Below are 22,355 nucleotides of genomic sequence, written 5' to 3'. Positions count from 1 at the left end.
GCTAGCGCAGCGCGTCCTTCCGGGTAGGGCGCCGTCGGGTCGACGCGGGGATGGTTCGGAGCGGCCGCCTGCCGGGACGGGCGGCGGTGCGGGAGGCGATGGCGAGGCCGTGCAGGCCCGGCAGCGCGTCGACGCGCCGGTCGACGGCGAGCGCCCACGAGCGGTCGCCGTCGAAGAGCGTCTCGAGCACTCGGGCGGTGACCCCGCGGGGCTCGAGGTCGGCGCCGATCGGCCAGGCCCGGCGGCGCAGGCGGCGGCGGGCGAGGGCGCGAGCGGCACGGGAGGACGCGAGCACATCCGTCGCGGTCTCGGCGAAGAAGTGCCCCTGGCGCGCGATCCCCTCGCGCACGGCGGCGAGGTCGGCCGCGACGGCCGCAGGCGCGAGGGCCTGCGCCCGCTCCAGCATCGCCTCGACGATCCATCCGTCGACGAGCCGCTCGGCCATCTGGACGCCGGTGAGCCGGGTGCCGTGCAGGTTCGCGACGACGGCCTCGCGCAGCGGCCCGAAGCGCTCGGCGAGGCGCCGGACGGCGGAGCGGCGGCGCCGGGCCACGGCCGCGCCCTCCCCCGCGAGCGCGCCGACCGCGTCGCCCAGCCAGTGCCGCTCGTAGGCCCAGGTCGAGAGGAACGCGGTGACGCGGGCGTCCTTGTGCGTCGCCGTGACCAGCACGTGGCTGAGCCACGACGTCGTCTCCTGCGCCCGCCGCTGCAGGTAGCCGAGCGCGTCCGCCAGATCCGGGGGCAGCGCCGTCCCCACGCCGGTCAGCGCGGCGCGCATGGGTCCGAGCGGTCGGCGGACGTAGGCCGCGACGTCGAACAAGGGGCTTTCGGATGGCATCAGCGCATGGTATTCGGACCGGAGGGGTCCTCGGATGGGCGGAGCCGCCCCAGAGGTGGTCAGCCCCGGCCTCTAGCCTGCCGCGGTGACCGCTCTGATCCGCATCGGCGAGCCCGGCCTGGAGCGCCCCGCGCTGCTCGACGGCGACCGCGCCTACGACCTGACCCCGCTGACCGAGGACGTGGACGCGGTGTTCCTCAGCACGGACGGCCCCGTGCGGGCGCGCGAGGCGCTGCAGGCGGGTGCCCTGACCCCGATCGACCTGGAGGGCGTGCGGCTCGGCACGCCGATCACGCGCCCGGGCGCGGTCGTCTGCATCGGGCAGAACTACGCCGCGCACGCCGCGGAGTCGGGCAGCGCGCCGCCCGAGCGCCCGATCGTCTTCCTCAAGCACCCGAACACCGTCGTCGGACCGACCGAGCCGATCCTGCTGCCGCCCGGGGCGGAGGCGCTCGACTGGGAGGCGGAGCTCGGCGTCGTGATCGGCCGCGCGGCGCACCGCGTCGCCGAGGCCGACGCCCTCGCCCACGTCGCCGGCTACGTCGTCGGCAACGACGTCTCGGAGCGGACCTGGCAGCGGCAGCACTCCGGCGGGCAGTGGTCGAAGGGCAAGATCTCGCCGACGTTCTGCCCGCTCGGGCCCTGGCTCGTGCCCGCCGACGAGGTGGACCCGCGGTCCCTGCGCGTCTGGTCACGCGTGAACGGGGAGCCCCGGCAGGACTCGACGACGGCGGACATGGTCTTCTCGGTCGCGGCGCTGATCGCCGACGTGTCGCAGTACGTGCGGCTCGACCCGGGCGACGTGCTGCTGACGGGCACCCCGGAGGGCGTCGCGATGTCCGGGCGCTTCCCCTACCTGCGGGAGGGCGACGTCGTGGAGGTCGGCATCGACGGGCTCGGCGCGCAGCGCAGCCCCGTCACGGCCGGGTGACCCTGCACGAGGGCGAGGTCGCGGCCGACGAGGACCTCGTCCGCGGGCTGCTCGCCGCGCAGGTGCCGGCGCTGGCCCGCCTGCCGGTGCGCCGCCTCATGACGACCGGGACCGTGAACCACGTCTTCCGCCTCGGCGGGGAGCTGGTCGTGCGGCTGCCGCGGCTGCCGGAGCACGCCGACGACCTGCGGCGGGAGGCGGCGCTGCTGCCACGGGTGACGGCCGCGCTGCCCGTCGCGGTGCCCGAGGTGGTGGTGGTCGGCGAGCCGCAGGACGGGTGGCCGCTGCCGTGGGCGGTCGTGCGGTGGGTCGACGGCGAGGTGCCGCCGCCCGGCGCGGTGCCGGTGGACGACCTGGCGGACGCGGTGCTGGCGCTGCGGACGCTGCCGGCCGAGGACCTGCCCGCCGCCGGGCGGGCGAGCGCGGCCCCGGCCGACGACGCGGTGCGCGCCTCGATCGCCGCGCTGACCGGGTTCGAGCAGGCCCGGGTCGCGAGGGCGTGGGACGAGGCGCTCGCCGCACCGCGGTTCGACGGCGCGGCGGTGCCGATCCACGCCGACCTGCTGCCGCCGAACCTCGTCGTCCGGCGCGGGCGGCTCGTGGGGGTCCTCGACTGGGGCACGGCCGGCGCGGGCGACCCCGCGAACGACCTCGTGCCCGCCTGGTCCTGCTTCCGCGGCGCGGACCGCGCGCGGTACCGCGACCTCCTCGGCGCGGACGAGGGCACCTGGGCGCGGGCGCGCGGGATCGCGCTCGCGCAGGCGGTCGTCGCGATCCCGTACTACGAGGTGACGAACCCCGCCTTCGCGGCGCTCAACCGCGCCACCCTGACCGAGGTGCTCGCGGAGGCGTGACCGCGCCGGGCGGGCGTCAGGGGGCGGCGGGCAGGTGGTCGCGGCGGCGCGCCTTGCCGGCGTCGTCGCGCAGCGGCTCGTGGGCCAGCACCAGCGAGTCGATCCGCTGCTGGGGCGGGAGTCGCTCGCGGGCCCAGGCGAGCAGCCCGGCGGGCTCCTGCGCGGCGCCCGCGACGTCGGCGACCGCGTGGATCCGCTGGCCGAGCCGCTCGTCCGGCACCCCCACCACGATCGCCGTGCGCACCGACTCGTGCGTCTCGAGCACCCGCTCGATCTCCGCGGGGTAGCAGCTCGACCCGGCGCGCGTGATCCGGTCGCCGCCACGGTCCGCGAGGTGGAGCCAGCCGTCGGCGTCGAGGTGCCCGTCGTCGCCGAGGGTGTCCCAGGAGCCCGGCGGCGGGGTCGGCGCCCCCAGGTAGCGGTAGGCGGGCCCGGTGGTGCGGCGCAGCTGCACCCGGCCGACCGTGCCCGCGGGCACCGGCAGGCCCGCGTCGTCGACCACCCGCACCTCCGTCCCGCTGATCGGCCGCCCGACGCTGCCGGGGTGCCGCAGCCACTCGTCGCCGCGGATCGCGGTGAGCCCGTTCGACTCGCTGCCGGCGTAGACCTCGGTCAGGCGCTCCGGCCCGAGCAGCGCGATCCAGCGCCGCTTCAGCTCGGGCGCGATCGGCGCCCCGAGGTGCACGACCTGCTCGAGGGAGGAGAGGTCGGCGCCCGCGACGCGCGCGGGCGGCAGCCGGAGGATGCGGTGCAGCATCGTCGGCACGAGCAGCACCCACGTGATCCGGTGCCGCTCGACGGCGTCGAGCACGGCTTCCGGGTCGGCACGGGGCAGCAGCACGAGGGCGTGCCCGGTCATGAGCCCGCGGAAGGCGTAGGTGAACGGCGCGGAGTGGGTCAGCGGACCGACGACGAGCTGCCGCGCGTCCCTCGGCAGGAACGGCGCGGCGGCGCGGTCCGGGTCGGCGCGGGCGGGCGGCGCGGCGAGCACGAGCTTCGGAGCACCCGTGCTGCCGGAGGTGGGCACGGCCTTCCAGCTCGGCGCGCTCAGAGGCGCGAGCGGGCCGTCGTCCCGCCCCGACGCGTCCGGCTCGAGGGGCAGCGACGGCACCGTGCCGAGCTCGCCCGCGGCCGCGCCGAGCACGAGCGCCGGCGCCGCGAGCGCGACGAGCGCCCGCTGCTCCGTCAGCGGCAGGCGCGGGCCGATCGGCAGCGGCGTGGCGCCCGCCCGCCAGACCGCGCAGCAGGCGACCACGGTCCCCGCGCGGTTCCCGCCGCGCACGACGACGAGGTCGCCCGTCCCGACGCCTCGGGCGAGCAGCAGCCGGGCGAGCCGCCGGGACCGGCGCTGCAGCGCGCCGCGTGTCAGCGCCTCACAGCCGTCGTCGACCGCGGGCGCGTCGGGGTCGCGCTCGGCGAGCAGGTCGAGCGCCTGACCGATGGTCGGCGTCTCCTCCGCGGTCACGCCGGCGCCAGCACCGAGGCGTAGAGCTCCTGGTGCGCCGCCGCGGCGGCGTCCCAGGTCGTGCGGGCGGCGAGCGCCCGGCCCGCGGCGGGGTCGGGTCCGCCGCCCGAGAGCACGCGGGCGACCACGGCGGCGAGCGCGGCCGGGGCACCGCCGTCGTCCGGGACCGTGAGGACGGCGTCGCCGAAGACCTCCCGGATCACGGGCAGGTCGCGCGCGATCACCGGCACCGACGCGGCGAGCGCCTCCATCGCCGCGAGGCCGAAGCCCTCCTTGGTGGACAGGAACGGCAGGGCCCTCGCCTCGGCGACGAGCGCGGGCAGCACCGCGTGGTCGACGGGGCCGAGCACCTCGACGGGGACGGCGAGCTCGGCCGCGCGCGCGTCGAAGCGGCGGCGGTATTCCGCGTAGTCGAACAGCGTCTCGCCGCCCGCCACGACGAGGCGCAGGCGGGGGTGGCGGCGCCGCGCGAGCGCGAAGCCCTCCAGCGCGTCGAGCGCGCCCTTGCGCGGCTCGATGCCGCCGACGAGCAGCAGGTAGTCGCCGAAGCGGTGCCGCAGGGACGCCCGGGCACCGGCGCCCGCGGGGCCCGCGGCCGCGGCGAAGCGGGCGTCGTCGACGCCGTTGCCGATCACGGTCGCCGCGCGGCCGTACCCGGCCCGGACCTCCGCGGCGACCGCGGCCGACACGGTGACGAGCGCGGCGGGGCCGGTGATCGCGCGGTCGTGGCAGGCGGCGAGCTCGGGGGTCGTGAAGCGGTCGAGGTGGTGGACGGTGCGGATGCAGCCGGGCACCGCGTTCGCGGTGATGCAGTCCTCGGCGTGCACGACGTCGTAGCCGCCGGGGTCGAAGGCGGCCGCGAGGGTCCGGATCGAGCGGAGGATGCGCGCCCCGACGCCCTCGTCGGGGCTGGGCAGGAAGGGGACGACCTCGACGCGGACGGCGGGATCGACCGGGCGGAAGAAGGCGCGGTCCCCGCCGCGGCCGAGGGTCCACACGGTGACGTCCTCGCCGCGTGCGGCGAGCGCCTCCGCGAGCGCGAGGGTGTGCACGACGCCGCCGCGGGGCCTGGTCGAGTAGGTGAGCAGCGCGATCCTCACGGCCGCCTCCCGTACGCGGCGGGCACCCGCTCGGCGAGGTGGTGGAGGCGTCGGCGGGCCCGCCCGACCTCGTGCGGCACGTCGACCTCCGCGACCGCCATCCCGCCCTTCACGCCGGTCCGCGCGAGCACGTCGCCGCCCGGCCCCACCACCTTCGCCTGCCCGAGGAAGCGGAGGCGGCCCTGCACGCCGGTCTGGTTCGACGAGACGAGCACCACCTGGTTCTCCGCCGCGCGGGCGAGGTCGTACAGGTCGAAGAGCCGCGACTGGCGGTCCTGCGGCAGGGCGGCGGCGCGGTCCGTCGTCGAGGCGGGCCAGGCGCCGAGGCAGGCGAGCAGCACCGCGCCGTCGTCGGCGAGCGCCCGCGCGGCCTCCGGGAAGGTCTTGTCGTAGGAGGTGAGCATCCCGACCCGGCCCACCGGGGTGTCGAACGCCGCGAAGCGGTCGCCCGCGGCGTAGACCCGGGACTCCCCGAGGGGGCGGTGGACCTTGCGGTGGACGCCCCAGACGCGCTCGGCGCTGCAGCACACGGCGGTGTTCCACCGGCGGCGCGGGTCGCCGGGCACCGCCTCGGCGAGGCCGACGCACACGACGGTACGGCCGGCGGCGCGGCGGATCCTCGCGACCTCGGGGCCGTCCACCGCGAGCGGCGCGGGCAGGTCGGCCGCGTCCGGCTCGCCGAGGTCCGACAGGTACCCGCCGAGCGCCGCGTCGGGCAGCACGACGAGGTCGGCCCCGGCAGCGCGGGCGTCCTCGAGGATCCCCTCGACCTTCGGCAGCGCCCGGGCGACGTCGCGGCCGAGGTGGGCGGCGACCGCCGCGAGGACCGCCATCAGACGGGCACGGGCGCGCCGGCGCGAGCGGCGAGCCGCTCGGCCACGTGGGCGGCGTCCCGGGCCACCCCGGCGAAGCGGCCGCTGCCCCACGTCGACAGCCACGGCAGCCCCAGGAAGAACAGTCCCGGCACGTCCGTCTCCCCGGCGCGGTGGGTGGGGTGGCCGGTGCCGTCGAAGACGCCGACCTCGACCCACCGGTAGTCGGGGCGGAACCCCGTCGCCCACACGACGGTCCCGACGCCCTCGGCGGCGAGGTCGAGCGCCGAGGGCTCCTCCTCCGGCGCCCAGACCGGCGAGTACCGCGCCTCGGCCGGCGCCTCGACGCCCGCCCGCGCGATGTGCGCGTCGATGTCGTTCTTGATCGACTCCATCACGCTGTCGGCGTGGTCGAGGTACTCGCGCAGCGTCGGCGCGAAGCCGAGCACGCCGTCCGCGACGCCGGTCAGGCGGCCGTAGAGCCGCATCCCCTCGAGCGCGAACGCCCGCAGGTCGATGTCGTGGCCGCCCGCGCGACCCGTCATGTAGTGGTTCGTCGACTCGCGCTTCGCGAGGCCCGCCGCGTGCTGCTGCACGGTGACGTCGTAGACGCCCATCTCCTCCAGCCAGGCGATGCAGTCACGGCCGCGGTAGCGGCGCGCGCTCCGCGGCGCCCGGCCGAGCGCGAGGTGCACCTGCCGGCCGGCGAGGTGCAGGTCCTCGGCGATCTGCGCGCCCGACTGGCCGCTGCCGACCACGAGGACGGCGCCCTCCGGCAGCGACTCCGGGCTCCGGTAGTCCGCCGAGTGCACCTGCGCGATCCCGTCCGGCAGGCGGAGCCCGAGCGGCGGCACGACGGGCCGGTGGTAGCCGCCGGTCGCGATCACGACCTGCGCGGCGCGCAGCTCCCCCGCGGAGGTGCGGAGGAGGAAGCCGTCCTCGGCCCGGGTGAGGCCGAGGACGTCCACGCCCTCGAGCACGGGCGGGTCGAAGCTCGCCCGGTACCGGTCGAGCCACGCGCGGACCTCGGCGCGGGCCATGAACCCCTGCGGCTCGTCGCCGTCGTACGCGAAGCCCGGCAGCCGGCACTGGAAGTTCGGCGTGACCAGGGTGAACGCGTCCCAGCGCCGGTCCTCCCAGTCGTGGAACGCGGTGGCCCGCTCGAGCACGACGTGGTCGATCCCGCGCTGCACGAGGTGCCAGGAGGCCGCGAGGCCCGCCTGCCCGCCGCCGACGATCGCGACCTCGACCCGCTCCGGCAGCACGGCGCTCACGAGCGGGCCCCGACGGGCAGCGGCGGGGCCATCGCGAGCACCCGGACCGGCGCCGCGGCGTCGAGCGCCGCGGCGCGGCCGCGGATCGCCTCCGCCTGCGCGAGCGCGCTCGTGCAGAGGAACCCGTAGCGCGCTCGGACGCGCTCCCCCGCCTCCTCGAGCGCCGCCGACGCCCGCGAGGCGAAGTCGCCGACCGGGTACTCGGCGCCGACCTGCAGGTGGTCCCACATCACCAGGGACGGCGACCAGCACTCCTCGACGCGGCCGTCCGGCCAGCGGACCGTGAACGTCATCTCAGGCATCGACGAGCTCCTCCTCGGCGACCCGGCCCTCGAGCGCGTACGCGTCGGGGCGCCGGTCGCGCAGCGCGAACATCGCCCGCCGCGCGGTGGCGAGCGCCTCCGGCACGTCGACCGTCGCGATCGCGAGGCCGTCGCCCACGCCGGTGTCCGCGAGGACCTCGCCGCCGGGTCCGATCACCGAGGCGGAGCCCACGAAGCGCAGGCGCCCGAAGGTCCCGGCCTGGTTCGAGGCGACCCACACGATCTGGTTCTCGAGCGCCCGCGCCTGGTCGTACAGGCGGAAGCGCTTCGTCCAGCGGTCCTCGGCGAGGTCCGTCGCCCCGGCGGTGCGGGCGGCGGGCCACGCGGAGACGCAGACCACGATCTCCGCGCCGTCGAGCGCCAGCGTCCGGGCGCCCTCGGGGAACGCCTTGTCGTAGCAGATCATCAGCCCGAGGCGCCCGACCGGGCTGTCGAAGGCGGTGAAGGAGTCGCCGGCCGCGTAGCTGAGGTGCTCGCCGAGCGGCTGGTGCACCTTGCGGTGCACGCCGAGCACGCCGTCGCGGGTCAGGGCGACGACGGTGTTGTAGCGGACCGGGTCGGCCTCCGGCCCGTCGGCCTCGCAGATGCCGAGCACCAGCACGAGGTCGCCGGCGAGCGCGGCGACCCGCGCGAGCTCCGGTCCGTCGAGCCGGATCGCGGGCGGCAGGGAGTCGGGCGTCGACGGGTCGCCGTGCCCGCCGAGGCTCGACAGGTAGCCGCCGATCGCGGCCTCCGGCAGCGCGAGCAGGTCGGCGCCCGCGGCGGACGCCTCCGCGACGAGCCGCGCGATCGTGCGGTAGTTCTCCTCCAGGTCGCGGCCGAAGCTCTCGGACGCGGCGGCGAGCGTGACGGGCATCCCGTGCTCCTTCATGTCTCAGGCGTGCCCGAGCCCCGTGACGGGTCCGGGAAGGGCGGTGGTGGCCTCGCCGTCCGGCCAGACGAGCCGCACCCCGGGCGCGGCGGTCAGGCGGCCGACGGCGGCCGTGGCGGTGAGCGGCGAGCCCATCCGCGAGGCGCCGGGGGCGTCGGCGGTGAGCATGCCGAAGCCCGGGAAGCAGGTGAGCCAGTCGCCCGCCGAGGCGGCCGCGGGTCGGGGCACGGCGGCGACCTCGATCTCGGCGCCGCAGCCGGAGGCCTCCGCGAGCATCCCCGCGGTGCCGGCGATGCCGGCCATGCTGACGTCCTTGGCGGCCCGCGGCGCGGCGTCGCGCACGAGCCGCGCCATCGCCCGCAGCTCCTCGCCGGACCGCGACGAGGTCGAGTCCCACTGGGTCCCGGGGGCCCCGGGCCGCCAGCCGCCCGTGGTGTCGACGGCGAGGGTCAGCTCGTCGTGCCGACGACCGCCGCCGCCCGGCACGGGCGCCGAGGTGCGGCCGAGGGCGGTGACCGCGAGCGACGCGGCCACCCCGAGCTGGGTGTGGCCGCCGAGCAGGGGCACGCCCCACGCCTCCGCCGCGCTCCGCAGGCCGCGGACGACGCGGCGCACGGTCTCGAGGTCCGGCCCGGCGACCGCGTCGAGCAGGCCGACCGGGTCGGCGCCCATCGCCGACAGGTCGTTGACGTTGACGAGCACGCCGCACCAGCCCGCCCACTCGGGGTCGCGCTGGACCATCGCGGGCAGGATCGCGTCGCACGCCGCGACGAGGTCGCTGCCCGGCACCGGGGCGCCGTCGTCGCCGACGAAGCCCGCGCCGCCGAGGGACGCGCCGGGCGCGGCGCCGCGCGGTCCCGCGCCCGTCGACGAGGACGGGTCGAGCAGGTCCGCCAGCGATGCCTTGGTGCGCTCGACGAGCGCGGCGACGCGGCGGATCGGCCACCGCATGCGCCGGTGCGGGACGCCGGCGACGTCCGCCTCCCCCGCGTCCGTCCAGCCCAGCCGGGCGAACATCCGCGCGTACCGCTGCTGCACGGTCGCGTCGAAGCGGAGCACGCCCGCCGCCTCCGCGACCCGGCACGCCTCGTCGACGAGCTGTGCACCGAGGCCCGCGGCGCCGCGCACCGCCTCGTCGACGACGAGGCGGCTGCCGGCCCACCAGCCGATGTCCGGCTCGGTCAGCGGCGCGAGCCGGACGCCCCCGACCACGCGCCCGCCGGGGGCGACGGCCACGAGCACGACGGTGCGCGGGTCGTCGTCGACGTCGTCGGCGTCGGTGCCCGCGAACAGGTGCTGCTCGACGACGAAGGCGTCCCGGCGCAGCCGCCGGTACGCGGCGAGCTCGTCCCCCTCCGCGCGCCGCAGCGCCCACGGCGCCGGACGCCGCAGCGTCCCGGTCAGGACCGGCACGTCGAACAGGGCGGACTCGGGCACGGGCTAGGCGCCGGCCGTCTTCAGCACGCCGCAGGCGCCGCAGGCGGCGCACCCGGCCTTCTGCTCGGAGCCGAGCATGCCCGCCGCCACGAGCAGCGCCGCGACCTGCCGCGACACCGTCTCGAGGATCGATCGCTGCGGCGCCGGCACGTGGTCGACGTCGGTCGCGAGCGTGCCGCGCAGCGGGCGGAACGGCACGACGAAGGGGTAGACCCCGAGCGCGATCAGCTCCTCCGCCCACCGCGGCACGTCGTCCGGGTCCTCCCCGAGGCCGACGAGCAGGTAGGTGGAGACCTGGTTGCGCCCGAAGACGCGCACCGCCTCGGCCCACGCGGCGCGGTACTCGTCGAGCGTCACCGTGCTCTTGCCCGGCATCCAGGCCCTGCGCACGGCGTCGTCCATCGACTCGACGTGGATGCCGATCGACTCCGCGCCCGCGTCGAACAGGTCCTGGATCGCGCGGAGGTGCCGCGGCGGCTCGATCTGCACCTGGATCGCGAGCTCAGGGACGGCCTCCTTCACCGCCCGCACGCAGCGGGCGAGGTGCTTCGCGCCGCGGTCCCAGCCGTGCGACGTGCCGGTGGTCATCACCATCTGCGTCACGCCGTCGAGGTCGCGCGCCGCGCGGGCGACCTCGGCGAGCATCGCCGGGGTCTTCACCGCGATCGTCGAGCCGGCCTCGAGCGACGCCTCGATGGCGCAGAACCGGCAGCGCTGGTCCTCGTCGTAGCGGATGCAGGTCTGCACGACAGTGGTCGCGAGCACGTCGCGGCCGTGCAGCCGCGCGATCGCCTCGTAGGCGGTCCCGTCCGCGGTCGCGAGGTCGTAGAACCGCGGCCGGCGCACCGGGGCGACGTCGACGCCCACGTCGATCGGTCCGGCGTCGCCGGTGTCGAGCAGCAGGCGGCCGCCGGAGACGAGGTAGGGGCTGTCCGGGTTCACCGGGATCGCCGCCTGCTCCCCGTCCCACAGGACGTGGCCGTCGTCGCTCGGCCCGGCGCCCGCCTCGCGGTGCACCGGGGCCGCGATGCGCAGGCCGCGCAGCGCCACGTCGACGCGGCGCGCGACCGGGTCGGCGGCCGCCGGCGGTGCGGAGGGCTCGCTCCGCACCGCCGGGAGCCCGAGGTTCGTCGCCGGCACGGTCAGACCATGTAGGTCGAGTTGATGACGGCGCCCTTGTTCGCGAAGTAGATCAGGGCGTCCTGCACGTCGAGCGGGTGGCACGGGATCACGCCCTCCATCACGTCCTCCTCGCGCAGGCCGTGCAGCGAGAGGCCGAAGCGGCACACGAACGCGGTGCCGCCCTCCTTCAGGAACGTCGCGACCGTGTCGTTGATGTTCTGCTCGCCCGGGAACGCGGAGTCGCCGGTCGTCGGGAAGCCCCGGGTCGCGATGACGTTCATGGCGCCCGGGCCGTAGAAGTACAGGACGGAGTCGAAGCCCTTGCGCAGCGCGCGGAGCGCCTGCAGGCAGGCGACGAAGCTGACGCTCGACTCGTGCGCGATGCCGTGCACGAGCGTCAGGTACGACTGGCCCGGTTCCGCCTGGATGTCGGGGAAGATCTTGGTCGATCCGTAGATCGAGCTGCCCTTCGACAGCGACGGGTGCGGGATCTCGTTCCGCGACGTCTCGATGTTGGCGAGGATCTGGTCGTCGAACAGGGCCATCGGGTGCTCCTAGCGGTCGGGTGGTGCAGGTCGGCGGCGGTCAGTAGAGGTCGGCGAAGTTGTCGCGGAGGAACCGGCGGCCGAGCTCGCCGTCCTTCACGGCGGCCCGCATCCGGGCGAGCTCGCCGGCGTGGTCGCCCCACGGCTGGTCGGAGGCGAAGAGGATCCGGTCGTGGCCGATCCCGCGCCGCTCGATCTCGGCGACGAGCCAGACCGCCGCGAAGCCGATGGCCCAGCTCGTGTCGCTGTAGACCCGCTTGCCGGACTCGATCCAGTCGAAGAACCGCCCGCCGATCAGCTTCATGTGGCCGCTCATGCCCCCGCCGAGGTGCACGAGGTGGATGCGGACGTCGTCGCCCCAGCGCTCCACGAGGCCGCCGACCCGGTCGATGTCCGAGGCGCCGCCGGGCGACGTGTGGACGTGCACGGTGAGGTCGTGCTCCCGCGCCGCGTCGAACATGCGGCCGAGCTGCTCGAGGCACCCGGGGTCGTCGGCAGCGCCGCCGAGCAGGAAGCTCGTCTTCAGCGCGGCCACGCCGTCCTCGCCGGCCAGCGCGAGCGCCGCGGTGTTCCGCTCGGCGTCCTCGGGCTTCGGCGAGATCCAGAGCCCGCACCGCACCCGGTCGTCCGCCTGCGCGGCCTCGAGCGCGAGGTGGTTCAGCTCGAAGGCGACCTCGGGGATCGGCACCCCGTAGTTCGGCAGGACGAGCGCGCGCTCGGTGCCCTCGGCGTCGAGGTCGGCGAGGAACCCCTTGACCGTCTCCCTCGCCGTGAGGTCCGCCCGGATCGCCGGCCCGCCGTAGAACGGGTAGGCCGGGAGCGCGCCGATGTGCCGGTGCGAGTCGTGCACGTCGGCCGCCATGCCCTCATGGAAGCCCCGCGCCGTTTCCGAGTGGTTTCCAGCGGAACACGATGGCGTTTCCGCCCGCGCGCCGCCTCTCGACCCGCCGGGTCAGTGCTCGTACCGCTCCGGAGGACGCAGAGCAGCACGAGCACCGACCGGACGGGTCAGGAGAGCAGCTCGCGGACGTCCGCCGCGGACAGCGCGCTCGCGGCCGCGGCGCCGTCGCCCCCGTCGTCCATCACCGCGTCGAAGAGCTCGCGCTTCGCCTGCTGCAGCGCCATCACCTTCTCCTCGATCGTGTCCTTCGCCACCAGGCGGTAGACCATCACCTGCCGCTGCTGCCCGATGCGGTGCGCGCGGTCAACCGCCTGGGCCTCCGCCGCCGGGTTCCACCACGGGTCGAGCAGGATGCAGTAGTCGGCCTCCGCGAGGTTCAGCCCGAATCCGCCCGCCTTCAGCGAGATGAGGAACACGTCGGCCCCGCCGGAGCGGAACCGGTCGATCGCCTCCCCGCGCCGCCTGGTCGCCCCGTCGAGGTACGCGTACGGCACCTCCGCCTCGTCGAGCCGGGTCCGCACCCGCTGCAGCAGCCGGGTGAACTGGCTGAAGACGAGGATCTTGTGCCCCTCGTCGATCGCGTTGCCGAGCAGCTCGTCGAACAGGTCGAGCTTCGCGGACGGGATCCCCTCGTTCGCCTCGTCGATCAACGCGGCGTCGAGCGCGACCTGCCGCAGCGTGGTGAGCGCCCGGAAGATCGAGAACCGGTTGCGGTCGAAGTCCTCGATCAGGCCGAGGACCCGCTGCCGCTCGCGGGCGAGGTGCCGGTCGTAGACCGCGCGCTGCTTGCGGCCGAGCTCGACCTCGATCACCTGCTCGGTCTTGTCGGGCAGGTCAGCGGCGACGACCTGCTTCGTGCGCCGCAGCATGAGGGGCCGGAGCCGCCGCTGCAGCTGCGCCAGGCGCGTCCGGTCGCCCTCCTTCTCGATCGGCTTCGCGTAGTGCTCCTGGAACCCGGTCGGAGACGGGAACAGCCCGGGGGCCGCGACCGACAGGATCGACCACAGCTCCATCAGGTCGTTCTCGAGCGGGGTGCCGGTGATCGCGAGCCGGAACGGCACGTCGATGGAGCGGATGCGCTGGTAGGTCGTGGAGTGCCGGTTCTTCGCGAACTGGGCCTCGTCGAGCAGCAGCCCGCCCCACTCGACGCCCGTGTAGGCGGCGGTGTCGAGCCGCAGCAGCGCGTAGGAGGTGATGACGAGGTCGGCGTCGCCGATCGTGTCGGCGAGCGGGCGCCCGCTCTTGCGCACCGTCTCCGTCACCCCGGCGACCGAGAGCCCGGGGACGAAGCGCTCCGCCTCGGTGATCCAGTTGGGCACCACGGAGGTCGGTGCGACCACGAGGAAGCGCGGGCGCGGGGCGCCCTCGGAGTCGGCCCGCTCGACGGCGCGCGCGACGAGGGCGAGCGACTGGACCGTCTTGCCGAGCCCCATGTCGTCCGCGAGCACGCCGCCGAGCCCGCTGTCGTACAGGAACGACAGCCAGTCGTAGCCGTCCTGCTGGTACGGGCGGAGCGTCGCGGTGAAGTCCTGCGGCAGCGCCTGCCGCTCGAGCCGCCCGTCGTCGGCGAAGCCGCCGAGGGCCTCGAGCGAGCGCCGCCAGGCGTCCGCCTGCCGCGCGACGACGCCGAGCGCGACGAGGTCCTCCCAGAGCGAGCCCTGGAAGCGGGAGATGCGCAGCGGTGCGCGGTGGTCGTCCGTCAGCTCGCGCGCCTCGGCGATGAGCGCGCGCAGGCGCTCGAACACCGGGTCGTCCAGCGGGAAGTACACGCCGCCCGGCAGCACCATCGCGTCGTCGCCGCGGGCCAGCGCGAGGATCACGTCCGCGAGCGGCGCGACCTCCCCGCCGACGCGGATCTCGATGTCGAGGTCGAACCAGTCGCGGTCGCCCTTCACCTCGCGCGTGCCGACGGCGTCGACCGGCGCCTCCTCGGCGGGCCGGTAGTCGATCGGCTCGCCGCGCTCGACGACGCGGAGGCCGGGGACGGCCCTGAGCGGGGGCAGCACCTCGCGCGCGAAGCCGACCGCCGTCATGCCGTGCAGGTCGAACGAGGGCTTCAGGTCGCCGTGCTCGAGCAGCTCGGGCGTGCGGCCGCTGTCGACGCCGGCGGCGCGCACCGCCTGGACGATGCGCCGCTCCTGCGCGGGGTCGCGGACGTCGTCGCGCTCCCCGCCGAGCGTCACCGCGCCGCCGCCCGGCAGCGAGTAGCGCCACGTCCAGCGGCCGACGATGCCGCCGGGCGCGTGCTCCACCACGAGCTCGAGCTCGGCGATCGGCCGGGCCGGCGGCTCGAAGCCGCCCTCGCGGGAGACGATCGGCAGCACGCTCGCGAGCCGCCGGTAGTGGTGCGCGAGGAAGTCCGCCTCCTCGTCCGCGGGGACCTCGATCGGGTCGGCGATCCGCAGGAAGGCGTGCGCGGCCGGCTGCAGGGGCTCCGCGAACGGGGCGAGCGCGATCCGCGCCTCCGCGAGCGCCTCGCCCGGCGTCCACGTCGCGACGCCGATGCCCGGGTCGCCGATGAGCGCGAAGGGCGGGGCGACCGCCTCGCCGGTCGCGGGGTCACCGCGCGCCAGCAGCGGGGTGAGGACGAGGCCCCCGTCCGTCCGCTCGATGTCCGCGGCCGGGGTCACCGGCCCGGTCGCGAGCTGCAGCGGCTCCTGCGCGCGGCCGCCGGTGACGAGGCCGACCCCCGCCTCCTCGGCCTCCCGCAGCACGGACCAGAGCGCGGTGCTGCGGCAGGAGCCGAGCGTCAGCCAGGTCTCCGGCATCATCCCGGACGTGCCCGCGGCGAGGAGGCGGTGGACCTCCCCGAGCAGGCGCACCTGCTGGTCGTCGTACTCGTGCACGGACCACTCCGACACGACCGTGCGCCAGGAGACGCCCGTGCGCCGCCAGCGGCCGTTCGCGCCGAGCAGCACGGGACGCACCCCGATCTGCAGCGGCCGCTCGCGCGGCGCGGTGCGGCGCGAGCCGGTCCAGGGCTGCTCCGCCTGCTGCAGCTCGAACACGAGCCCGAGCACCGCCGTGCGCTCGTCCGGGTCGAGCCCGTCGAGGATCGGATCGAGGGTGCGGCGCCACAGCGCCTCCGTGACCGCCGGCGCCGCCGGCCGGTCGCCCGGCCCGCGCCGCCCCTCGAGCAGCACCGCGCCGACGTGCTTGCAGTCGGACGCGACGGGGCAGTCGCAGCGGCCGCCGATCGGGACCGGCCCGTCGGGCGTGGGGCGCAGGCGGACCCGCGCGGAGTAGCGGGTGTGCTCGGACCCGCGGACGCGGCCGGTCAGGGTCGTGCGGTCGGTGCTCCAGCGCACGTCGGAGACGCGGCCCTCGCGCTGGTACGCGTCGGCCCGGGCGAAGCCGGCCGGCCCCGTGATGCGTGCGACGTCGAGATCCGAGTACACGCTCCCCCTCCCCGTGCGGAATGCGAACTTGCAATTTTAGGCGGCTGGACGGCGCCGCCCCTGCCCGGTGGGCGGAGTGGTCCCTTCGAGAGCCTCAGGACATCGCTCGAGGCTCCTCCGTCGCACCTCGACCGTCGGAGGGTCCGCCGGTCAGGCGGCGGCGAGCGCGCGCTGCGGCAGCGCCGCGGCGAGCAGCTCGAGCGTGCGCTCGCGGGCGGGCGTCGCGTCGATCGGGTCGCCCGCCGACGCGGCGGCGGACGGGCTGATCATGATCTCGTCGACGCCGTGGCGGTCGGCGAACGCCTGCAACCGCTCCGCGACCTCCCCGCCCTCGCCGATGAACCAGCGCGGCCGCATGCCGGCGATCAGCTCGCGCTGCGGCTCCGTCATCGGCGTGGTCGCGGCCTGCTCGAGCGTGTCGAGCGCGGTCAGCGGCACGCCGGTGCGCAGCCGCGCCATGTGCTGCAGCTGCGGCAGGGCCAGCGCCTCCGCCTGCTCGGCCGAGTCCGCGGCGACGACGTTGGCGGTGAGGAAGGTGCGCGGGGCGGAGTAGCGCTCGTTGGGCTGGAAGCCGGAGCGGTACAGGTCGAGCGCGCGCTCCACCCCCTGCCCTGCGAAGTGGTTGGCGAACACGTACGGCAGCCCGAGGCGCGCAGCCAGCGTCGCCGAGTAGTCGCTCGACCCGAGCAGCCACAGCTCGGGCGCCCCGCCCGCCGCGGGGGTCGAGCGCACGACGTACTGCTCCCCGGTCGACAGGCGCAGGCCGGCGCCCTCCGGAGCCAGCAGCGCCTCGATGTCGCGCACGTGGGTCGGGAACTCGTCGACGTCGCTCGTGTGGCCGCTCTGACGCAGCAGCGCGGTGATGACCGGGTCGGAGCCCGGCGCCCGGCCGATGCCGAGGTCGACGCGTCCGGGCGCCGCCGCCTCGAGGGCCGCGAACTGCTCCGCCACCACGAACGGCGAGTGGTTCGGCAGCATCACCCCACCGGAGCCGAGGCGGATGCGCTCCGTGCGCCCGGCGAGCAGGCCGAGCAGCACCGGCGGAGTCGTCGAGGCCACCGACGGCATGTTGTGGTGCTCGGCGAGCCAGTACCGCGTGTACCCGAGCGCGTCCGCGCGACGGGCCAGGGCGACCGTCGCGGCGACGGCGTCCGCGGAGGTCTGGCCGCTGCGGACGGGGATCAGGTCGAGCACGGAGAGCGAGACGGGCATGCAGGGGCCAACCGCGGTGCGGCCTCCCGGATTCCTGCGGGCAGGATCGAGGGCGTGCGCACCTTCCCGCTGTCCACGTCCGCGCCGCGCGTCCGCGACGCGGTCCGCCACGAGCCGCGCCGCAGGCGCCTGACGGTGCTGCAGACGCGGCACGTCCCCGGCGGCCTCGTCCGGCTGACCCTCGGCGGCGAGGACCTCGCGGGCTTCACGAGCCTCGGGCCGGAGGACCACGTCAAGCTGTTCCTGCCCGGCCCCGACGGCCCGGTCGGGCGCGACTACACGCCGAGCGAGTTCCGGCCGATCGGCTCGTCGAGCGGCCCCGAGCTCGACCTCGACGTCGTCGTGCACGAGGGGACGGGCGGTCCGGCCAGCGACTGGGCCGCGGGTGCCGCGCCCGGCGACGAGGTGGAGGTCGGCGGCCCGAGGGGCTCGCGGCTCGCGCCCACCGGCTTCCGCAACGCGGTCCTCGTCGCCGATCCGAGCGGCCTGCCCGCCCTGCGGCGCTGGATCCGCGCGCTCTCGGGCGAGACGCCGGTGCGGGCGCTGCTCTTCGGCGGCGCGGACGCCGGCTACCTCGACGACGCCGAGCTCGCCGCCGCGACACCCCAGGTGCTCGGCGCCGACCACGACCTGCTCGAGGTGCTGCGGAGCCAGGACGTCGACGACGACACGTTCGTGTGGGCGGCCGGCGAGGCGTCCGCGATCGTGCCGCTGCGCCGTCACCTGAAGGAGCGCGGACTGCCGAAGGCGAACCGGTCGCTGCACGGCTACTGGAAGCGCGGCGACGCCGGCTTCGACCACCACGCGCCGCTCGACCCCGCCGACCCGGAGGACTGAGCGCCGCAGGTCGCGGGCGCGGGTGGTCTCGAGGCTCCTCCGTCGCACCTCGACCAGCGGGGGGCGGAGAGGGTCAGCGGACGGCGCTCGGGGCGTCGTCCTCCGGGCGGCGGTGCTCGAGCGCGTGCAGCGCGATCAGCAGCGCGGCGACGCCGAGGGCCGCCCGCACGGCGGCGAAGACGAAGAGCGCCCACGCGGCGCCCTCGCGCCCGAGCGCGAGGAGGACGCCGCCGAAGGCCGCGATCAGGGCGTCGCCGACGAAGGCCGCCTTGATCCAGAACAGCAGGCGACGCGCCGGGGTGGTCCCGCCGGCCGTCGGCTCAGAACCCGCTGGGCTCGTGGGGGACGTAGTCGGCCTCCAGCTCGTCGAGCTCCTCGTCGGTCAGCTCGAGCTCCGCCGCCGCGATCGCGTCCTCGAGGTGCTGCGCCTTCGTCGCACCGACGATCGGCGCGGTCACGGCCTCCTGCGCCAGGACCCACGCCAGCGCGACCTGCGCCCGCGGGACGCCCCGCCGCTCGGCGACCCGGGCGACCGCCTGCACGATCTCCCGGTCGCCCTCCTGGCCGTACAGCCGCTTGCCGAACTCGTCCGAGCCGCTGCGCTCGGTGGTGTCGTCCCAGTCCCGCGTCAGGCGGCCCCGGGCGAGCGGCGACCACGGGATCACGCCGACGCCGGTGTCGAGGCAGTACGGGTGCATCTCCCGCTCCTCCTCGCGCTGCAGCAGCGAGTACTGGTCCTGCATCGACACGAACGGGGTGAGCCCCTCGGCTGTGGCGACGTGCTGCATCTCGATGAACTGCCGCGCCCACATCGACGAGGCGCCGAGGTAGCGCACCTTCCCCGCCTTCACGAGGTCGTGGAGCGCGGCCATCGTCTCCACGACCGGGACCTCGGGGTCGAACCGGTGGATCTGGTAGAGGTCGACGTAGTCGGTGCCGAGGCGGCGCAGCGACGCGTCGATCTGCGTCATGATCGCCCCGCGCGAGAGGCCGGAGCCGTTCGTGCCGGGCCCCATCCGCCCGTGCACCTTGGTCGCGATCACGACCTCGTCGCGCGTCGCGAACTCCTTGAGCGCCGCGCCCGTGATCTCCTCGCTGGAGCCGTCGGAGTAGACGTTCGCGGTGTCGAACGTCGTGATGCCGGCCTCGACCGCCCTCCGGAAGAACGGCTTCGCGTCGTCCACGGGGAGGCTCCACGGGTGTCCGCCGCGCTGCGGGTCGCCGTAGCTCATGCACCCGAGCACCACCCGGCTGATCCTGAGTCCCGAGTCGCCGAGCCGCACCTGTTCCATGGCTCGATCCTGCGCCCGGACGCCTGGGCGACGGGTCAGCGGGTCTCCCACATCTGCAGGTCGACCCGCAGGCCCTGCCTCGTGCGGACGATCTCGACCGGGATGCGCGGCTTCGAGCCCTTCATGTCGAGCCGCGACAGCGCCTCGTTCACGACGGCCTCCATGCCGCGCGGGATCCGGCCGACGGGACCGACGATGCGGCCGTCGACGAACAGGCGCACCGGCATCGGGGCGTCCGTGCGCTCCTCCTCCTCGGTCCGCCGCGGGATCGCCGTCGTCACGTCGTCAGCCTCGTACGCGGCGGCGAGCACGTCCTGGTGCGGGTCGCTGCCCGCCAGCCGGATCGTCGTCGACCGCTTCGCGGGCAGCAGGTCGAACTTGTAGTCGTCGAGGCTCCCGCTGCCCCGGTCGCCCTTCGGGAACTCGGGGTCCCCGCCCTTCCTGCCGAACAGCACCCGCCCATCATGCCGGGTGAGCGGCCCGCTCTTATCGGATCCTTAGGCGGAGAGGGGGCGCGCCGGGGGAATGAACGGGGGCGCCGCGTACGTTGTCCACACCATGCAGCGCAGGACCCCCAGGATCGCAGAAGAGATCGAGGACGAGTTCGGCGTCGTCACGCGCTACCGCCGCCACCCGAACGGTCGCGGCCTCGTCGCGACCGACGCCTCCGTCGACCAGACGGCATTCCTCGCCCCCACCGTCTACGTCGAGAGCGGCGCCCGCGTCGGCCGCGGCGTCCGGATCGCCGCCGGCAGCTGGGTCGACCGCGAGGCGGTGATCGGCCCGCACGCCGAGATCGGCGCGGCCGTGCACGTCGGTGCCGCCGTCGTGGTCGGCGAGGGCGCGCACGTCGGCAGCCACACGAAGATCGGCGCCCGGGCGACCGTCGGCGCGGGGGCCCGCATCGCCCCCGACCAGAAGATCGGCGAGGACTCGGTGCTGCCGCAACAGAGCCAGTACGGCGCCGCCGCCTGAGCGACTGCGCACGAGGAGGGCCCCGTCACGATGCGTGGCGGGGCCCTCTTCATCAGTCCGGTCGGGATGCGACGAGGGCCCCTCCGCGCGATGCGCGGAGGGGCCCCTCGTCGAGAGGTCCGGGTCGGTCAGCGGCGCAGACCGAGCCGCTCGATGAGCGAGCGGTAGCGCGCGATGTCGACGTCCTGCAGGTAGCCGAGCAGGCGCCGGCGCTGGCCGACGAGCAGCAGCAGGCCACGACGCGAGTGGTGGTCGTGCTTGTGCAGCTTCAGGTGCTCGGTCAGGTCCTTGATGCGGGTCGTCAGGATCGCGATCTGCACCTCGGGCGAGCCGGTGTCGCCCGGGTGGGTCGCGTACTGCTCGATGATCGACTTCTTGACCTCGGCGTCCAGTGCCATGGGTTCCTCCATCTGCTCGCTGCGCGGTGCGGGGCGCCTGCTGCGCCCTGCGCTCTGTTCTCCGCGGCCGGTTCACGGCGGTCGAGGAGCCTACCAGCCCGCCGCGGCCTGAGCGGATCCTGAAGCGCCCGGCGGGCGGCCGGGCGCCGTCGCACCGCTCGCGTACGCTCCGAGGCCCGGCCGGAGAGGGGGAGGCATGTCGGCGGTCCTCGACATCGTGCTGGTGCTGGTGCTGCTCGCGTACCTCGCGACCGGCTGGCGGCTCGGCTTCCTGCGCAGCCTCGGCGGCATGGCCGGCGTGGTCGCGGGCGCGATCGCCGCCGCGCTCGTGGCCCCGTGGCTCGGTTCGTTCGTGCCGGACGACACCGGGCGGGTGGTCGCGACGATCGTCGCGGCGGTCGTCCTCGTGCTGATCGGTCATGCGATCGGCGCCGGGATCGGCGCGGTCATCGGCGGCGCCGTGCTGAAGAGCCCGCTCGGCGTCGTCGATCGGGTGCTCGGGGCCGCCGCGCAGGTCGTCGTCAGCGCCCTCGCGCTCAGCGTCATCGCCTCGCTCGCCGTGTCGCTCGGGGTGCCCTACGTGGCGCAGCCGGTGGCCGGGTCGGTGGTGCTGCGCACCATCGGCGACGTCACGCCCGCCCCCGTCGACCGGGCGCTCGCGCAGCTGCGCTCCGTCGTGCTGAACAGCGGGATCCCCCAGCTCGGCACCGCGCTCGGCGGGTCCACGGGCGGCTCGGTGCCCGCGGCGCCGGACACGGCCGCGGTCCGGCAGGCCGAGGAGTCCGTGGTGAAGATCACCGGCCGCGCGCCCGCCTGCGGCCAGGAGCAGAGCGGGACCGGCTTCGTCGTGGCGCGCGACCGGGTGCTGACCAACGCGCACGTGCTCGCGGGCGTGACGCAGCCGGTCGTCATCGCGCGCTCCGGGCAGGCGCTGCGCGGGAGCGTGGTGCGGTTCGACCCGACGTCGGACGTGGCGCTGATCGCCGTCGACGGCCTCGACGCCGCACCGCTGCGCCTCGGGCCGACGCCCGAGGCGGGCACCGTCGGGGCCGTCGCCGGCTACCCGTACGGCGGCCCCTTCACCACCGGGGGCGCCCGCGTCGTGCGCACCGGCACGGTCGCGGTGCCGGACGTCGGCGGCGGCGGCCGCTCGTCCCGCGAGATCGCGTCGCTGCTCGCCGACGTGCGGCAGGGGAACTCCGGCGGCCCGCTGCTGGCCGCCGACGGCCGGGTGATCGGCCTGGTGTTCGCCCGCAGCGGCGACGACGACGAGCTCGGCTACGCGATGACCCGGGCGGAGTTCGCGGGCACGGTCGAGCGGGCGCGGTCCCTCACCCGGGCGGTCTCGACGGGGTCCTGCACCCGCGACTGACCGGGAACGGGCCGTCCGCCGCTGGACGCCGGCCGGGTCCGGCCCCGGTCAGCGTCCGGACGCCGGCGCCGGGTGCTGCGGCGCGACGACCAGCAGGCGCCGCGTCGGCCTCGTGAGGGCGACGTACAAGGCCCCGGCTCCGGAGCCGTCCGCGACCGCGTCGGGGTCGACCACGGCGACGACGTCGAACTCGAGGCCCTTGGCCGTCCAGGGGTCGAGCACCGACACCCCGCCCGCGAGCCCGCGGGCGCCGAGGCCGACCGGCTCGGGCAGGGCGGCCGCCAGCGCCTCGCGCAGCGGCCCGACGAGGGCCGGCGGCGCGACGACGGCGAGCGACCCGACGCCGTCGTCGGCGCGATCCGCGCGGACCGCATTGGGCGGCGCCGCCCGCCGGGGGG

22 protein-coding genes are annotated in these 22,355 nt (G+C 76.0%); 5 read left to right on the top strand and 17 right to left on the bottom strand.

Annotated elements, in window-relative coordinates; genetic code table 11:
- Position 1: 1 nt before the first annotated feature.
- Positions 2-838 carry a hypothetical protein gene (locus ACFSBI_RS07955; protein WP_377933752.1) on the bottom strand — a complete coding sequence of 279 codons (837 nt, stop codon included), beginning with the start codon at positions 836-838 and terminating at the stop codon, positions 2-4.
- Between the two features lie 85 nt (positions 839-923).
- Here ACFSBI_RS07955 and ACFSBI_RS07950 point away from each other — a divergent pair, with 85 nt between their 5' ends.
- Positions 924-1,769: a fumarylacetoacetate hydrolase family protein gene (locus ACFSBI_RS07950; RefSeq protein WP_377933750.1), complete on the top strand. Its 846-nt coding sequence runs from the start codon at positions 924-926 to the stop codon at positions 1,767-1,769.
- Entirely contained in the window at positions 1,766-2,623 is an 858-nt protein-coding gene (locus tag ACFSBI_RS07945) for a phosphotransferase (RefSeq protein WP_377933748.1), read from the top strand. Before ACFSBI_RS07950 ends, ACFSBI_RS07945 begins: the two co-directional genes overlap by 4 nt.
- Positions 2,624-2,639: 16 nt before the next feature.
- Here the strand turns inward: ACFSBI_RS07945 and ACFSBI_RS07940 are convergent, their stop codons facing one another.
- From ACFSBI_RS07940 to ACFSBI_RS07885, 12 genes are all read right to left on the bottom strand, one after another.
- Positions 2,640-4,088 (bottom strand): AMP-binding protein, encoded by a 1,449-nt coding sequence (locus tag ACFSBI_RS07940; RefSeq protein WP_377933746.1) that lies wholly within the window; start codon positions 4,086-4,088, stop codon positions 2,640-2,642.
- Positions 4,085-5,188 carry an MSMEG_0565 family glycosyltransferase gene (locus ACFSBI_RS07935; protein ID WP_377933744.1) on the bottom strand — a complete coding sequence of 368 codons (1,104 nt, stop codon included), beginning with the start codon at positions 5,186-5,188 and terminating at the stop codon, positions 4,085-4,087. Before ACFSBI_RS07935 ends, ACFSBI_RS07940 begins: the two co-directional genes overlap by 4 nt.
- Positions 5,185-6,021, bottom strand: a complete 837-nt coding sequence (locus tag ACFSBI_RS07930) for a carbon-nitrogen hydrolase family protein (protein WP_377933742.1) — start codon at positions 6,019-6,021, stop codon at positions 5,185-5,187. Before ACFSBI_RS07930 ends, ACFSBI_RS07935 begins: the two co-directional genes overlap by 4 nt.
- The gene (locus ACFSBI_RS07925; RefSeq protein ID WP_377933740.1) at positions 6,021-7,274 is read right to left on the bottom strand and encodes an MSMEG_0569 family flavin-dependent oxidoreductase; all 1,254 of its coding nucleotides are present in this window, start codon (positions 7,272-7,274) and stop codon (positions 6,021-6,023) included. Before ACFSBI_RS07925 ends, ACFSBI_RS07930 begins: the two co-directional genes overlap by 1 nt.
- Positions 7,271-7,576: an MSMEG_0570 family nitrogen starvation response protein gene (locus tag ACFSBI_RS07920; protein WP_377933738.1), complete on the bottom strand. Its 306-nt coding sequence runs from the start codon at positions 7,574-7,576 to the stop codon at positions 7,271-7,273. Before ACFSBI_RS07920 ends, ACFSBI_RS07925 begins: the two co-directional genes overlap by 4 nt.
- A complete protein-coding gene (locus ACFSBI_RS07915; protein WP_377933736.1) occupies positions 7,569-8,453 on the bottom strand; it encodes a carbon-nitrogen hydrolase family protein in 885 nt (294 codons plus the stop codon). The genes ACFSBI_RS07920 and ACFSBI_RS07915 overlap by 8 nt, the downstream gene beginning before the upstream one ends.
- 18 nt (positions 8,454-8,471) lie before the next feature.
- Entirely contained in the window at positions 8,472-9,905 is a 1,434-nt protein-coding gene (locus ACFSBI_RS07910) for an MSMEG_0567/sll0787 family protein (protein ID WP_377933734.1), read from the bottom strand.
- A 3-nt stretch (positions 9,906-9,908) separates the two neighbouring features.
- The gene (locus ACFSBI_RS07905) at positions 9,909-11,045 is read right to left on the bottom strand and encodes an MSMEG_0568 family radical SAM protein (RefSeq protein WP_377933732.1); all 1,137 of its coding nucleotides are present in this window, start codon (positions 11,043-11,045) and stop codon (positions 9,909-9,911) included.
- Between the two features lie 2 nt (positions 11,046-11,047).
- On the bottom strand, positions 11,048-11,572 hold the full coding sequence (locus tag ACFSBI_RS07900) for an MSMEG_0572/Sll0783 family nitrogen starvation response protein (RefSeq protein WP_377933730.1): 525 nt from the start codon (positions 11,570-11,572) through the stop codon (positions 11,048-11,050).
- A 40-nt stretch (positions 11,573-11,612) separates the two neighbouring features.
- The gene (locus ACFSBI_RS07895; protein ID WP_377933728.1) at positions 11,613-12,434 is read right to left on the bottom strand and encodes an amidohydrolase family protein; all 822 of its coding nucleotides are present in this window, start codon (positions 12,432-12,434) and stop codon (positions 11,613-11,615) included.
- Positions 12,435-12,580: 146 nt separating this feature from the next.
- A complete protein-coding gene (locus tag ACFSBI_RS07890; protein ID WP_377933726.1) occupies positions 12,581-15,871 on the bottom strand; it encodes a DEAD/DEAH box helicase in 3,291 nt (1,096 codons plus the stop codon).
- Positions 15,872-16,021: 150 nt separating this feature from the next.
- Positions 16,022-17,083, bottom strand: a complete 1,062-nt coding sequence (locus tag ACFSBI_RS07885; protein ID WP_377933725.1) for an LLM class flavin-dependent oxidoreductase — start codon at positions 17,081-17,083, stop codon at positions 16,022-16,024.
- Positions 17,084-17,137: 54 nt separating this feature from the next.
- On the opposite strand from ACFSBI_RS07885, the gene ACFSBI_RS07880 reads away from it, so the two are divergent.
- Positions 17,138-17,920: a siderophore-interacting protein gene (locus ACFSBI_RS07880; RefSeq protein WP_377933723.1), complete on the top strand. Its 783-nt coding sequence runs from the start codon at positions 17,138-17,140 to the stop codon at positions 17,918-17,920.
- Positions 17,921-18,240: 320 nt separating this feature from the next.
- Here the strand turns inward: ACFSBI_RS07880 and ACFSBI_RS07875 are convergent, their stop codons facing one another.
- Together ACFSBI_RS07875 and ACFSBI_RS07870 are read right to left on the bottom strand one after the other, a co-directional pair.
- Positions 18,241-19,212, bottom strand: coding sequence for an aldo/keto reductase (locus ACFSBI_RS07875; protein ID WP_377933721.1), 972 nt, complete (start codon positions 19,210-19,212; stop codon positions 18,241-18,243).
- A gap of 35 nt (positions 19,213-19,247) precedes the next feature.
- A complete protein-coding gene (locus ACFSBI_RS07870; protein WP_377933719.1) occupies positions 19,248-19,667 on the bottom strand; it encodes a hypothetical protein in 420 nt (139 codons plus the stop codon).
- 103 nt (positions 19,668-19,770) lie between these two features.
- Here ACFSBI_RS07870 and ACFSBI_RS07865 point away from each other — a divergent pair, with 103 nt between their 5' ends.
- Positions 19,771-20,187, top strand: coding sequence for an LbetaH domain-containing protein (locus ACFSBI_RS07865; RefSeq protein WP_377933717.1), 417 nt, complete (start codon positions 19,771-19,773; stop codon positions 20,185-20,187).
- Between the two features lie 128 nt (positions 20,188-20,315).
- Here ACFSBI_RS07865 and rpsO read toward each other — a convergent pair whose 3' ends face one another.
- Positions 20,316-20,585 (bottom strand): 30S ribosomal protein S15, encoded by a 270-nt coding sequence (rpsO, locus tag ACFSBI_RS07860; protein WP_377933715.1) that lies wholly within the window; start codon positions 20,583-20,585, stop codon positions 20,316-20,318.
- 196 nt (positions 20,586-20,781) lie between these two features.
- Here rpsO and ACFSBI_RS07855 point away from each other — a divergent pair, with 196 nt between their 5' ends.
- Complete coding sequence (locus ACFSBI_RS07855; RefSeq protein WP_377933713.1) at positions 20,782-21,957, top strand: MarP family serine protease; 1,176 nt, start codon at positions 20,782-20,784, stop codon at positions 21,955-21,957.
- A 48-nt stretch (positions 21,958-22,005) separates the two neighbouring features.
- On the opposite strand, the gene ACFSBI_RS07850 is transcribed toward ACFSBI_RS07855, so the two are convergent.
- A partial coding sequence (locus tag ACFSBI_RS07850; RefSeq protein WP_377933711.1) for an ATP-binding domain-containing protein occupies positions 22,006-22,355 on the bottom strand: 350 nt, incomplete at its 5' end.

This window comes from Amnibacterium endophyticum (assembly GCF_042680685.1).
Taxonomy (GTDB): domain Bacteria; phylum Actinomycetota; class Actinomycetes; order Actinomycetales; family Microbacteriaceae; genus Amnibacterium; species Amnibacterium endophyticum.
This window is presented reverse-complemented; position numbering and strand designations above follow the sequence as displayed.

Excerpts from the sequence above, each read along its gene's own strand:
- ACFSBI_RS07930 (WP_377933742.1), bottom strand. The coding sequence starts at position 6,021 with ATGGCGGTCCTCGCGGCGGTCGCCGCCCACCTCGGCCGCGACGTCGCC.
- ACFSBI_RS07885 (WP_377933725.1), bottom strand. The coding sequence starts at position 17,083 with ATGCCCGTCTCGCTCTCCGTGCTCGACCTGATCCCCGTCCGCAGCGGC.
- ACFSBI_RS07895 (WP_377933728.1), bottom strand. The coding sequence starts at position 12,434 with ATGGCGGCCGACGTGCACGACTCGCACCGGCACATCGGCGCGCTCCCG.
- ACFSBI_RS07865 (WP_377933717.1), top strand. The coding sequence starts at position 19,771 with ATGCAGCGCAGGACCCCCAGGATCGCAGAAGAGATCGAGGACGAGTTC.
- ACFSBI_RS07955 (WP_377933752.1), bottom strand. The coding sequence starts at position 838 with ATGCCATCCGAAAGCCCCTTGTTCGACGTCGCGGCCTACGTCCGCCGA.
- rpsO (WP_377933715.1), bottom strand. The coding sequence starts at position 20,585 with ATGGCACTGGACGCCGAGGTCAAGAAGTCGATCATCGAGCAGTACGCG.
- ACFSBI_RS07915 (WP_377933736.1), bottom strand. The coding sequence starts at position 8,453 with ATGCCCGTCACGCTCGCCGCCGCGTCCGAGAGCTTCGGCCGCGACCTG.
- ACFSBI_RS07855 (WP_377933713.1), top strand. The coding sequence starts at position 20,782 with ATGTCGGCGGTCCTCGACATCGTGCTGGTGCTGGTGCTGCTCGCGTAC.
- ACFSBI_RS07920 (WP_377933738.1), bottom strand. The coding sequence starts at position 7,576 with ATGCCTGAGATGACGTTCACGGTCCGCTGGCCGGACGGCCGCGTCGAG.
- ACFSBI_RS07900 (WP_377933730.1), bottom strand. The coding sequence starts at position 11,572 with ATGGCCCTGTTCGACGACCAGATCCTCGCCAACATCGAGACGTCGCGG.
- ACFSBI_RS07875 (WP_377933721.1), bottom strand. The coding sequence starts at position 19,212 with ATGGAACAGGTGCGGCTCGGCGACTCGGGACTCAGGATCAGCCGGGTG.